We start from the raw sequence: 13118 nt of genomic DNA, 5'->3' as shown, positions 1-13118 counted from the left end.
GGAAGCCGCCTCCGGCTCAACCGCATCCCGCAACTCAGGCTCGACCGGCGAAGACGAAGCCGCCTCCGGCTCAACCGCATCCCGCAACTCAGGCTCGACCGGCGAAGACGAAGCCGCCTCCGGCTCAACCGCATCCCGCAACTCAGGCTCGGCCGACGAAGACACACCCGCTTCGGGCTGAACCACGTCCCGTGGCTCGTGTTCAGCAGTCTCCGGCTGAACCGTTTCCTGCGGCTTCAGTTCCGCCGCCATCTCAGGCTGAGTGGTGTCGGCCGGTTTCGGCTCGGCTGGTTCCGGCGAAGGCGCCTCCGGCTCGATCGCAGTCCAAGACTTCGCCTCGACTGGCTCGGGCACAGACTCGACCGCTGCCGATTCCGGCTCCGACGGCTCGGCAAGCTCCTCCACCTCAGGCACCGGCTGGTGGGTGACCGACTCATCGGCCACCGCAGGCTCCTCATCGGCCGCTGGCACTCCCGGCTCAGCCGCCGGCGCGGCGTCACTCGCGGGCGTGTCCGCAGGCGTCTCCGCCAATGCAGGCTGGCCGGTCTCCCCAGGCTCGTCCATCGACGGCGCCGGATGTTCCACCTGCCCGGATGTCGCCATCTCGGGTGAAGCCACCGGCCGCGATTCCGGCGGGGCCGCCTCAGACTCGACAGCCGCATGTGCGCCACGAACCGGCGCCACGCCAGCCGGACCGGCCTCGGCCTCCGGAGCGGCATGCCGGGCCGCCTTCACCGGACCCGGCAGCTCCGACTCCGCCGCCACCGACCACTCGCGGTCGTCCGCTACACGGCGGGGCGGCGCGCCGGACTCCTGGTTCCACGTCGAACTGCCCCCCGAAGCGGACCACCCCGGCGCCGGCTGCGCGGCAGGCGGCGGCACAGGCGGCACGGACGGCTGCGGCACCGTCCGCCAAACCGGAGCCGGCCCGATGTTCATCGGTGCCGGCGCCTGCCCGGGAACCCGAGGGGCCCCCGGCGGTGGCGGCGTGGGACGAGCCGCCGGGCGAGGGATCGGGTCCAGCGAAGACACCAGCACCGACGTGTTCTCCGGGTCCTCGACCTTCCGGCCACTGCGCTCGCGGTAGACCATGTCGCCGTCGGCGTCCATCTCCACCAGGTAGCCCGCCTCCGCGAGCTGCTCCTCGTCGAGGTCCGCCAGCCTCTCGTACCGGGAGGGCACCACTCGATAAATCGGCCAGGCCAGCGACGCGTGCTCGGCGTGGAACTGGGCCAGCAGCGCCGCCATCTGATGCTGCCACGGCAGCGACATCCCCTCCGCCAACGACCGGGGCAGCACGACGTACCCCGCGTCGACGCCGGGGTAGCCCTGGCTCAGCTGGTCGGCCAACGGCGTGCTGGACGCGGGGCGCGCCGACTGCCTCGGCGGCTGTGGCGCACCGAACAGCTCCGCCGGGTCCTGACCGGCTTTGCCTCGCTTGCCGAACTTGCGTCCCACGTGCTCATCCTCTGCCAGTACGCGGCCACCTGCTCGTGGAAGCGCCGCGACGTCGGGTGAATCGGCCGATTCGTGTCAAGGCCCTCGAGACCCATGCTAAACGCCGGGGCGGACCGCCTGCGGCACCACTTCGGCCTCGTCGAACGAGAAGGGCCGCGTGTGCACCGGGACACCGGTCTGCTGGGCCTCGACGACCTTGCCGTCGCCCAGGTACATCATCACGTGGTGGATCGTGTCCGGGTTCGACGGATCCGTGGCGAGGAACAGCAGGTCACCGGGCTGCGCCTCGCGCACCGGCAGCAGCGCGCCCGCGTGGTACTGGTCGCGCGAAACGCGCGGCAGGATGATCCCGGCCGACTCGTACGCCCGCAGCATCAGACCGGAACAATCGTACGAATTCGGGCCGGTGGCGCCCCACACGTACGGCTTGCCCTGTTCGCCCAGCGCGAAGCTGATCGCCTTCCCAGCGGCCTGGCTCGGCGGCAGCAGCTGACCCAGCCCGGTGCCGCAGGCGACGACGTCGACGACCTGGCCGACGTTCTCCACCAGCGTCGCCGCCATCGGCTCCCACTTGTGGTAGCGGTCCGGGAAGCCCGAGCGCTCGACGGCCTGCGCCGCGTCGCCCGGGCGCTTGTTCTCCCAGTCCGGCACCGCCAGCAGCACGTCGTAGAACTTGTTGACCGCGTACGTCGGGTTGGTGACCTCGGCGATCGAGCCCCAGCCCATCGACGGGCGCATCTGGAAGATGCCCTGGGAGTCGCGGTCACCGTAAGTGAGGTTGTGCAGCCCGGACTCGGTCATCCCGGCCTGGATCGCGACCTGCCACGCGCGCGGCGCCAGCGACCGCTGCTTGCCGACCGTGATGATCAGCGCGACGATGCCCTTCTGCTCGTCGTCGAGCTTCGACGCGTCGACCGTGCCGCGCTCGCCCTCGCCGGGCTGGGTCGGCCCGACCGAGGCGTCGCAGCTCATCAGCGACACGCCCCGGGCCTGCGCCTGCTGGTTGTCGACGACGACCTTGGCGGCGACGGCGGTGACGATGAGGGCACCGATCGCGACGAACACGACCAGCCCCAGCCACAACCCCAGCCGCCGCACGGTCAGCTCGCCTGGTCGTAGTCGGCGACGCGCCAGCCCGCGTTGGTGTTCACGACCGTGATGGCCAGTTTCGGCCCGTCGGTCGGGATCGTCAGCTGCACCGAGCTGGTGTACGACGTCCCGACGGTGGGCTCACCGGTGACCTTCGTCGCTGGGATGTTCGCCGGGTCGACCGACGCCATCACCGGCAGGTACTCCTCGGTGGTGAAGGGTTTCAGCTTGGCCAGCCACTGGTCGGAGGTGATCCCGGCCGGGTGGTCGACCCAGGCCGCGGCCCACTCCTTGGCGACGCGGACGGCGTCCCCGTTCGGCGCCGCCGTCGTCGGGGTGGCCAGCGGCGCGGACAGCCGCGTCGGCAGGTTCGACGTCGGCACGGGCGCCGCGGCACCCGGCGCGGTCGTCGCCGTGACGGACGTGGTCGTGCCGGTGGTGGGCGATGCCTTGGCCTGCGGCTTGCCGATCGCCTTCGGCAGCACGATGCCGAGCGCGGTGACCAGGATCGCCAGGAACACCAGCGTCCCCATCAGGTGGCGGGGCGAGCGCAGCGGCCAGCCCCACAGGCGGCGGTAGACCGCGGCGCGGCCGCGGTTGGTGCGGATCGGCATCGGTCACCGCCCCATCACTTGGTCGGTGTCACGCGGTTCTTCGCGGACCTCGATGCCCCGAGACGGCCGGTACAGCACAAAAACCGGCTTTCCGGCGACGACTTCGGGGTCGACGCGGCGGGGTTGCGCCCGCACACCCGGGGTCCGCGGCACGTCCTGCGGCGTGTAGTCGCTGAAGCCGGACTCGGGTGCGCGCAGGTCGGACGGCACGACGACGGGCTCGGGCTCGTCGTTCCAGCGACGGTCGGCGACCGGGGAGGTGTCGACGCGCCGGCTCTCCTCCCCGCGCAGCACCGGACGGCCACCGGCGCCGACGACGACGTAGTCGCCCGGGTCGCCGTTGGCCGGGTTGTACTGGCCGAACACCGGGGACCCGGGGCGTCCGCCCGCGGGCAGCGCGCCCGCCGCACCCCCGTTGATGGCCCCCGGCCAGGCGCCGGACCAGGCCGCGGCCGGGCGGCCCGCACCCGAGGTGTTGTCGAGCCGCTGGGAGTTGGCGAAGATCGTGGCCTCCGGCCGGAAGCGGCCACCACCGGCGGTCGCGCCGAGGGGGCCGCGCTGTTCGCCGTCGACGACGTCGTCGGTGTCACGCACGTTCTGCCAGAACTCGTCCTGTGGCGTCGGGCCGTTCCGGTGGCGCTTGAAGCGGGAGAAGATCCCGCCCCCGGGCCCCGGCACGGCGGCGCCGACCATGCTGACCGACATCTCGACCATCTGCCACAGCCGCCGGACCGGCCGCCCGACCATGAACAGCAGCACGGTGATGAGCCCGGCGAGGACCATCTGCGTGAGCATGTTCAGCGAGTTGCCGGCGTCGAAGATGGCCTGCAGCAGCAGCGCGTGCACCCCGGCGAGCACCGAGAGCACGACGAGGTTGAACGCGACCCCGCCGGCGACCTTGAGCACGCGGCGCAGGATCTCCGGGTGCAGCAGGGCGACGAGCCCGATCAGCGGCGCGGTGAGCGCGAAGAGGCGGATGAGGACCTGGGCCAGCAGCACTGACGCTTTCGCCAGGAGCTGGAAGAGGGAGTAGACGAGGGCTTGGCCGAGGGAGAGGAAGCCGGCGCCGGTGCGGCCGCCGGCCTCGCCGGTGAAGTAGCCGGTGGCCGGGCCGAGCTTGGTGGAGATGTCCTTGTAGGCGTTCTTCTTGCCGTCGATGACGGACTGGTTGCCGTCGTCGCCGTTGCGCAGCTGCGCCCACGTGAACGCCTGCGCGTCCAAGAGCGGGCGGCCGAACTGGTCGGCCTGCGGCGCCGTGGGCGTGCCGAACTCTCCGCGCAGCCAGTTCTTGTAGACGATCTCGTTGTGCAGGTTGGTCGGCAGGATGTGCCGGATGACGCGGTCGTTCGAGTCGTCGACGAACCCGGCTTGGATGTTCGTCGTGGTCTGGACGATCGCCTTGTCGATCGGGTCGAAGTACCGCAGCATCGCCAGTGACGACGCGGCCAGCCAGATGCCGGCCAGCGCGTACAGCGCCCGTTTGCTGACCGCGGCGAGGTCGCCGCGCCAGATGTTGCGGAACAACATGATCGACATGACGAGCGCGACCAGCCCGAACAGCTGGGCGTAGATGTTGTTGTAGACCTTCTCCGCACCGGACTTCACCGCGCTGTACAGCGGGTTGAGCAGCCCGCCCTCGAGCACGGTGTAGTGCAGCGAGTTCGTCGCGCCGACGATGTTCTTGCCCAGGTTGAACAGCTGGTTGCCGCCCCAGGTGTCCAAAGTGGACCCGGCCGGGGTGAGGTTCAGCGCGGTGCAGTTCGTCTCGAAGGTGTTCCAGACGAACCCGGCGTAGCTGTAGTCGACGTACGGGCTGCCCGCCTCGCCGTGGCCTTCCGCGGGGTCGATCGCGCCGACCATGCCCGCGCCGGGGCGTTCGGGGTTCGGCGCCTCACCACAGGCCGCCGCGCTCGCCGCCGGGGCGGTCGCGATCGCCTGCAGGCCGAGCACCAGCATGACGGCGAACATCGTCGCCTTGCGCGACGGCGTGCGCCGGGCGGACCGCGGGCCTTCCTTGATCCGCCGCTTGAGCGAGTGCCACCCGGCGGCCAACGTCAGCAGGACCGCCAGCGTCAGCAGCGTGCTCATGCGGCGTCCCGGCCGGTGCCGCCCTTTCCACCCGTGCGGGCGTGCTGCTGCCCGCCGTTCCCGTTCGGAGAGACGCCGCCCTCGACTTCGCCGGTCTCCGACGCCAACGGGTCCGGAGCCCCTAGGAGGTTGTCGTCGGCCAATCCGACCTCCAGCTCCGCCGCCAGCTCGAAGTCCTGCTCCAGCTCGATGTCGTCCTCCGGTGGGGACGCCACGAACGGCTTCTTCTCCTCCGTGACCGGCAACGCCAGCTCGTTCCCCGGCCGCCGCGATGGCGCCGCGTCCTTCGAGCCCGGTGTTGTGTCCATGACCGCGCGCAGGTGGTCCAGGTGCGGTCCGGAGAAGTCGACGCGGATGCGCTCCACGCCGCCCGCGCCGTCGCCGAAGATGAACTGGCGGGGCTCGATGTCCCGCTCCAGGCCCCGCTGCTGCGCGCCCGGGCGGCGGCCGAGCGCCGCCACCACCTGCTCGTACCCGACACCCACCGGCACCTTCAGCAGACGGAGAGCGTCCGCCTGGGCGTCGTCGTCGTCCAACCGACCCACGAACACCGAGTCCAGCAGGGTCACGAAACCCTGGATCTTCAGGAAGTCCGCCGGGATCTGGGACGACAGCAGCACGCGGACGTTCCACTTGCGCGAGTCACGCGCGAAGCGGTTCATCAGCACGCGGCCGGTCGGGACCTCGGACAGGAAGAACGCCTCGTCGATCCAGACGCCCTTGCGCATCTCCTTGGGCTTCTCGTACACCGACCGCTGGGTCAGCCACGCCGCGAGGTTCAGCATCTCGACGCCGAGGGACTCCGCGTCCGTCCAGTACTCGCGCGGGACGCCGTCCTTCGGCAGGGTCAGGCCTGCCATCGTCAGGACCGTGAGGCGGTCGTCGCGGGTTTCGGCGTACGGGTCCGCGTCCGTCTCCGGGATGAGCAGCGCCATCCGCTCGCGCATCTCGTCGAGGAAGTCCGCGACGACGCCCGCGTGCTCGTGGTGCTCGCTCGAATCCCGCCGCAGGGCATCGATTACCTGGCCGGGATCCGCATCGAAGCGGCCGCCGACCGTGCGGACCGCGCGCAGCAGCACGATCCGGGTCTGCGCCATGCGCGAGACCTCGTACGGCAGGACACCGGTCAGGACGTCCAGCACGAGACGTCGTCGCGTCGCGCCCGCGAGAGCCTTCTCCCGGCGCCAGGACCGCTCGGGGTCGTCCTCGTCCATGAAGTGCTCGATCAGCGGCTCGGCGACCACCCGGTACGGGTTCAAGATGCCGGGCTGGGCGTTGAGCAGGTTGATCGGCCGCGCGTACGGCCGCAGCTCCGGCAGGTCGCACAGCCGCGACAGCGGGCCGGACGGGTCGAGGATCGTCCAGCTCGCCCCCGCGCGCAGCGTCTTGTAGACGATGCCGCCGCCGAGGAACGACTTGCCGGCACCCAGGCCGGCGACCATCGCCGTCAGCCCCGAGCCGTCGCGGATCTCCTGGGCCATCCACGGGTCCCACGCCACCGGGCGCCGGGTCGCCGTGCACGTCTCGCCGAGCAGGATGCCGCGGCGGTCGCCGACCTCCGCGGTCGCCGTCGGGACCGCCGAGGACGCCCAGACCACCGAGCCGCGGCGCATGTACGCCGCCGACGCCAGCGGCTCGCCCGGGATGAACTCCCGGGCCAGCGCGTACTGGGCCTCGGGGTGCTCGATGGCGATCTTCGGCTTGTAGAGGTCCAGCAGCTGCTGGGCCAGGCGCAGCGCGTCGCGCTCGGTCGGGCCGGACACCGCCAGCCGCCACCAGGACCGCACGCGGGTGGCGAGCGCGGTGAAGCCCGACGTCATCTCGTCGTCGATCTCCAGCACGCGCCCGGCCTGCCGGTTGAGCGACTGCGGCGGTTCCAGCTCGTGCTCGTCGGTGTAGTGCTTGACCTGGGAGCGCACCTTGTTCATCTGGCGCTGCAGCTCGCTGGCAACCTCCTCGGGCCGCCGGACGTAGATCCGCGCGGACACCTCGACCGCCGCCGGCAGCCGGTCGGCGTGCTGGATCCACGGGTCGTCGACCTCGGGGATCTGCAGGCCGTGCATCTGCCCCACCGTCAAGATGGCCAGGTGCCGGGAGACGCCGGCGTTGGAGCCGGTGCGGCCGCGGACGGTCACCGTCGGCGCGTACGGGTCGGCGTAGTAGTCGGCCGCGTCGGTGAAGCTGGCCAGGTCCTCGGGCTCCCAGGCCGCGCCGGGCACCGCGGGCATGTTCCGCGGCGCGGGCAGGCCCAGGGAGCACGAGCGGTGCATCAGCCAGGACATCTCCTCGGCGTGCACCGGACGGCCTTCCAGCCCGGCGCTGCCGATGACCTGGTCGAGGTGCTCGACCTCGGAGTCGAGCGCGGTCAGCTCGGCGTCGACGGCCTCGGGCAGGATCTTGCGCAGCACCGGCGCGGCCCGCTCGACCGCGCGGTCGACCATCCGCCGGGTCTGCACCTGGACCCCGATGTAGACCTCTTTTTCGGCCATCGAGCGGCCCATGAGCTGCTGCTGCTCGCCGATCAGGTAGTCGTCGAACGACAACGCGCCCGGGACGTCACCCGGGCGGCCGTGGGCGTTGTAGACATGCGCCTCGGCCCACATCCGGATCGGGTACGGCCGGTTCGTCACGCGCAGGTGCAGCCAGCGGCCCTGCAGCTCGGCGTACTGGCCGGCGATGGCCGCGACGAGGTCGCGCCGCTGCGAGTCCGAGCGGAACGACCAGCGCTGCGGGGCCAGCCGGTACCAGGCGTAGACCTCGTAGCCCGTGCGGACCAGGTGCCCGTCGATGCTGCGCACCGCGATGGAGGGGGTGTACGCGGGGATCGCCTGCTCGCCGGTCAGGCGACGGCCGTTGCCGCCGCCCGAGCCGTTCCGCGACGCGCGGACCTGCTCGGGCGGTTGCCACGCGCCCGAGTGTGCGTCCCGACCCCGTTTTCCTCGGCTACCGCCGCGACCGAACAACGACTACCTCCCGGCCCGAGCCGCGTTGCCGCGGCTCCGGCGCGCTCGTGGTGTTCCCTGGACCCCGGCACCCGGCGGCCCGCCGTGGTGCTGGTACTGCCGTTTTCGGCGGTGCTTCGGCAGCGGGCGCTCGGCCCGTACCCGGACGCGGCTGGCGCTGACCGCGCCGCCGGTGCCCGTGGTCCGCTCCCGGGGGGTGTTGAGCTCGCGCCCGGCCATCGAGACCACGGTGCCCAGCGGGCGCTCGTGGCTGATCTTGGCCGTGAGCAGCCGGGTGATCACGATGGTGGCGATGAACGCCCACGCCGTCGAGAAGAACCCGAAGCTCCACCCCGCCCAGCGTTCGACGCCGAGGACGACGAAGAACGCCGGGATGCCGATGAGCCACGCGACGTAGCGGGCCCTCCAGGGAAAAGTCGCTTTCGGCGGGCCGAGCCACACGGCGTCGACCCGGTAGACCTCGTCGTCGGTCCTGATGCGCACGCGGGCCCGCCTCTCAGCCGGTGAACAGGCCGGCGATCCACTGGCCCACGTTCACGCCCGCGCCGCTGACCGCGAGACCGATGATGGCGAGCGCGATGACCACGCCGGCGAGCCGCCGCATGACACCGGCGTTGTCGCCCTTGCCGCCACCCAGCCACAGAAGCAGGAGGGCAACGGCCAGCAGCACCAGGGGGATGACGTTGTCGAGCAGCCACTGGCGCACGTTTCCCGTGCCCAGTTCGCCGGCGGCCAGCGTGTCGAGGGTGGTCAAGGTCATCATCGCGTTACTCCCGGTGCGCGGTGGGGCCCGCGCGGTTCTGGCTCAGGCGGTGCTTCGAACAACATCATGGGGGCTACGAGGGGTAGTGGTCAAAGCGCGCTGCGTAGACGACGGCTGGCTTGTCAACCGGTGTGGCGCGCACGGCACACGAAAACTCCACGCCCACCATCATCGCGGCAAGGGCCCTCGGGTTAAAGCCCGGGCACCCATACTTCTCAGTGTGCTGACGAACTCACCCCATTGCCCGGGATTTGCTCACTGTGGGTACTGGCTCCGTGGCCGTTGTGCGGCCGGGAACAGTGTGACATGACCCGAACGGCCCCGTCGCACGAGTCCGTTCTGTGACCGCGATCCGGCCGGTCGGCGCACATGTCGATCTTGACGGCCTGCGCCGTCCGTCACGCGGCGCTCAAAACCTCACACGATTTTCACTACATAGCGTGATCTTGGTGCTCAGGAGCGGCGCTGGGCGAAAACGTCCTTCGGGAACGCACCGGCGGAGACCACGCGGCGGGTGAGGTCCCGGCCGAGCTCCTCCAGCCGGGCCAGCTTTTCCGCTCCGAGGTGGTCCCACGGCCCGCGCGCGGCGGCCTCGGTGGCCGCCTCGACGCGGTCACGCACCGCGACGCCTTCGTCGGTCAGCGCCCCTTCGCCGTCGAGGATCCCGCGGTCGCGCAGGCCCTCCTGGGCGGCGGTCCACTGCTCGTCGCTCCAGCCGCGCGTCAGCTTGGCCGCGTCGACGGTGAACCCGTGGCCGGTGGCCACGTGGGTGACGAGCGCTTCGACGCCGCTCAGGCCGTTGAGGACGAGGGCGGCGATGTGGCCGTCGCCGCGGTGCTCGCGCAGCAGCGTGATGGCGTGCCAGAGCGCGAGGTGCGGCGGCTCGGGCCAGTCCAGCCCGGCGTGCGCGGCGTAGAGGGGACGTCCTTCGGCGGTGCACCCGGCGGTCGCCTCACGGGCGAGTTCGGCGGCCTCGACGACCTGGTCGCTCTTGAGTTCGCCTTCGCCGAGGAGCCGGGTCAGCGCCCCGTCGACACCTTCGAGCCGCGCCGCGAGGACCTGCTCGGGCGTCGCGAGGGTCCAGGCGCGCGGGATCACGCGGGCGACGACCTCGGGGTTGAAGTTGTAGAAGGTGGCGGCGACGACCTCGGGCCCGACCGGGCCCATGGCGGCCGAGCGGCCGGCGAAGTAGGGCATCCGGCCCGGCCGCAGCCCGATGCCGGTGAGGGCCTGATCCACCTCGGGCGCGAAGTACGCCAGAGCGTGAAGGGAATCGAAGGCCGACTTGAACCGCTTCTCGTCACCCGCCATAGCGGCACCCTACTACCGGGTAACCACGAGCGGGCGGGGTGAAGGGCACTTTCCTCGCTCTAACGCGCTGAAGGGCACCTTCCTCGCACCGGACGTGCGGAAGGTGCCCTTCAGTCCACGTGAAGGCGGACGAGCCGGCATGTAAGCCGGATCCTGTTCCCGGGTCGCCTCGCGGCTCGCCGGGCGGCGGCCATCCATCTCGGCCTGCCGTCGCCGGCAGGCTCCAGCGGCCTACCCGCAGGCTCGGACGGGCCGTCCTCGAACGCCTGCGCAGGAGCTCGCGCTCCCTCTTGGCCTTGCTCCGGGTGGGGTTTACCCAGCCGTCCCGGTCACCCGGGACGCTGGTGGTCTCTTACACCACCGTTTCACCCTTACCCCGGCCCTCGTGAAGCACGCGGGCCGTGGCGGTCTGTTTTCTGTGGCACTTTCCCGCGGGTCACCCCGGGTTGCCGTTAGCAACCACCCTGCCCTGTGGAGTCCGGACTTTCCTCGGACCGGGTCACCCCGGCCCGCGACCGCCCTGCCAGCTCGTCCGCGGAGAAGATGGTAGCCCAGGGCCCGGTCGTGGCTGTCCCAACGTCAGGAAAGAGTCGTTCATGGCGGTTCAGTACCCGGCCGCCGACCGGCTGTGGTGGCGGGGCGGCGGCACTCCCGCACCCGGCCGCTGCTGCGCTGCGGTCACCCGGGCGGCCACCCGCAGCGGGACCAGCGCGGCCAGACGCCGGCGGCGCCCCGGCCGCGAACCGAGAGCCGCCGGTGCCCGACGTCCGCAAGAATCAGTACCCGGCGGCCGCCCGGCTGTGGTGGCGGGGCCGCTCGGGTTCCGGCGGCCGCTGCGGCGGCACGATCGACGGCGCCGGGTGCCGGCGGGCCAGCTCGGCCGTCCAGTGCAGCACCGCGGCGGGGCTGTCGAGGCCGATGAGCCCGACGAGCCGGCCGCCCGAGACGAAGCCGGTGATCGGCCGGGTCCCCCGCACCGGCGACTCCAGGAGCACCGTGTCGGTCCCCAGCATCGGCCGGCCGGCGACCTGGATCCGGACGCCGTGCTGTTCGGACCAGTAGCGCGGCACCGGTGTGTACGCCGGGGAGCCGGCCGGTCCCACCAGGAGGTTCTCGGCCGCCGCGCGGCTCATCTCGACCGCGTTGAGCCAGTGTTCGTCGCGCCGCGGCGTGGCGTCGTAGCGGAGGTTGGGCCAGCGGGCGACGTCGCCGGCGGCGACGATCGTCTCCGAGCCGACGACGTGGCACGTGGGCCCGCAGACGACGCCGTCGTCGAGGGGCAGCTTGGCCCCGCGCAGCCACGACACCGCGGGCACGCTCCCGACGGCGACCACGACGCAGGCGACGTCGATGGCGCGGCCGTCGGCGAACTCCAGGCCGACCGACGTGGTCCCCGGACTCCACCGGCGGATGGTGGTCCCGAGCTCCAGCCGGACGCCGTGGGCCGCGTGCAGCGCGGTGAGCCAGTCGCCGATGTCGGGGCCGAGGACGTCGGCGAGCAGCGCCCGCGACCGGCCGATGAGGACGACGTCGCGGTCCATCTCGCGCAGGCTCGAAGCGACTTCGCAGCCGATGAAGCCGTCGCCGATGACGGCGACCGTCCCGGAGTTCGTGGCGAGCGCGCGCTGGAGGGCCGTGGTGTCGGACAGGGTCCGGACGACGACGACCCGCGGGTGGCCGTGCGGCGCGCCGGGCATCCGGCGGGGTTCGACTCCGGTGGCGATGATCAGGCCGTCGTAGCGGAGCTCCTCGCCGTCGAGGTGGACGACCTGCCGGTTCGGCGACAGCGCGGTGACCGGCGTGTCGAAGTACCACTCGGCGTCGACCTCGAGAGGGTCGGCGAGCAGGGTCTGGGCCCGGCTGACCGCGCCGGTGAGCAGGCTCTTGGACAGCGCCGGGCGGTGGTAGGCGATGTCCGGTTCGGCGCCGAGGACGACGACCTCGCCGTCGAACCCGAGCTCGCGCAGCCGCTCGGCGGCCCGCAGGCCGGCGAGGCCGGCTCCGGCGATGACGATGCGTTCGCTCACGAAGTGGCTCCCAACAGGTGGATGGCTCGCATGGGACAGGCGCGCGCGGCCGCGCGGACGTTCGGCGTTTCCCCGGCTCCGGGCCGTTTCTCGTACTCCAGCTGCCCGTCGTGGCCGAGCTGGAAGACCCCGGGCGCCTCGGACTGGCAGACGCCGTAGGAGTGGCAGCGGTGGCTGTCGACGTCGATCCGCACCGGCGCGGGCTCGGGTTCCTCGGGTGCGGGCTCGATCAGCCCGGCCCGGACGAGGGCGGCGGCGGGCAGCACCCGCAGGACCGACAGCAGCACCGGCGGCACGAGCAGCGTGATCCCGGCGAGCCAGACGACCGCCAGGTGCCCGCTCGAGACGGCGCCGAGCCAGGCGTGCACGGCGAGCAGCCCGATGGCGAGGTAGCCGGCCTGGTGGAAGCGCAGCCAGCGGCCTTCGCGCGCGCCGCGGCGCAGGCCCGCGGTGACCGACACGGCGATGACGAGCTCGAGGCCCGCGATGCCGAGCGCGTGCCGCGGCGTGCCGTCGTAGAACGGGAGCAGCAGGTCGGCGACGCCGAACGGGTCGTCCTCGAGGAAGAGGAACGTCAGCCCGTGCACGGTGCCGGTGGCGAGGGTGAACGCGGCGAGCAGGACGTGCCCGGCGCGCAGCGCGTCCCGGCCGCTGAACCGGCGGACCCAGCCGGTGGCGGCCAGCACGCCCCAGCACAGCGTCAGGCACATGCAGAGGTAGGTGAGGCGGCCGGAGAGCGCGGCGACCTCGGCGATCCCGGTGTCGTGCGGTGACACCGGGAGCAGCGCGGCGGACGGGGACATGG

At 72.1% G+C, this 13118-nt stretch carries 9 protein-coding genes, 1 other RNA gene and 1 pseudogene; all 11 read right to left on the bottom strand.

The features are described 5' to 3' along the window. Positions 1-1458, bottom strand: a pseudogene (locus AB0M59_RS20310) (hypothetical protein); the annotation flags it as partial. A gap of 96 nt (positions 1459-1554) precedes the next feature. Continuing rightward, positions 1555-2556 (bottom strand): C40 family peptidase, encoded by a 1002-nt coding sequence (locus AB0M59_RS20305; RefSeq protein WP_364617060.1) that lies wholly within the window; start codon positions 2554-2556, stop codon positions 1555-1557. A 2-nt stretch (positions 2557-2558) separates the two neighbouring features. Next, a complete protein-coding gene (locus AB0M59_RS20300; RefSeq protein ID WP_364617058.1) occupies positions 2559-3161 on the bottom strand; it encodes a hypothetical protein in 603 nt (200 codons plus the stop codon). Between the two features lie 3 nt (positions 3162-3164). Then, positions 3165-5249: a magnesium transporter gene (locus tag AB0M59_RS20295; RefSeq protein WP_364617056.1), complete on the bottom strand. Its 2085-nt coding sequence runs from the start codon at positions 5247-5249 to the stop codon at positions 3165-3167. Further along, positions 5246-8212 (bottom strand): ATP-binding protein, encoded by a 2967-nt coding sequence (locus AB0M59_RS20290; protein WP_364617054.1) that lies wholly within the window; start codon positions 8210-8212, stop codon positions 5246-5248. The genes AB0M59_RS20295 and AB0M59_RS20290 overlap by 4 nt, the downstream gene beginning before the upstream one ends. Positions 8213-8215: 3 nt before the next feature. Further along, entirely contained in the window at positions 8216-8695 is a 480-nt protein-coding gene (locus AB0M59_RS20285; RefSeq protein ID WP_364617052.1) for a hypothetical protein, read from the bottom strand. Between the two features lie 13 nt (positions 8696-8708). Then, the gene (locus AB0M59_RS20280) at positions 8709-8975 is read right to left on the bottom strand and encodes a hypothetical protein (protein ID WP_004562703.1); all 267 of its coding nucleotides are present in this window, start codon (positions 8973-8975) and stop codon (positions 8709-8711) included. Between the two features lie 453 nt (positions 8976-9428). Continuing rightward, positions 9429-10286, bottom strand: a complete 858-nt coding sequence (locus tag AB0M59_RS20275) for a hypothetical protein (RefSeq protein ID WP_364617050.1) — start codon at positions 10284-10286, stop codon at positions 9429-9431. A gap of 126 nt (positions 10287-10412) precedes the next feature. Then, positions 10413-10817: RNase P RNA component class A (rnpB, locus tag AB0M59_RS20270), an RNA gene on the bottom strand. A gap of 245 nt (positions 10818-11062) precedes the next feature. Continuing rightward, complete coding sequence (locus AB0M59_RS20265; protein WP_364617048.1) at positions 11063-12313, bottom strand: FAD-dependent oxidoreductase; 1251 nt, start codon at positions 12311-12313, stop codon at positions 11063-11065. Then, complete coding sequence (locus tag AB0M59_RS20260; protein WP_364617046.1) at positions 12310-13116, bottom strand: ferredoxin; 807 nt, start codon at positions 13114-13116, stop codon at positions 12310-12312. Before AB0M59_RS20260 ends, AB0M59_RS20265 begins: the two co-directional genes overlap by 4 nt. Between the last annotated feature and the right edge of the window lie 2 nt (positions 13117-13118).

Origin of the sequence: Amycolatopsis sp. NPDC051371 (assembly GCF_040682155.1) — a bacterium.
Classification (GTDB): Bacteria; Actinomycetota; Actinomycetes; order Mycobacteriales; family Pseudonocardiaceae; genus Amycolatopsis.
This window is presented reverse-complemented; position numbering and strand designations above follow the sequence as displayed.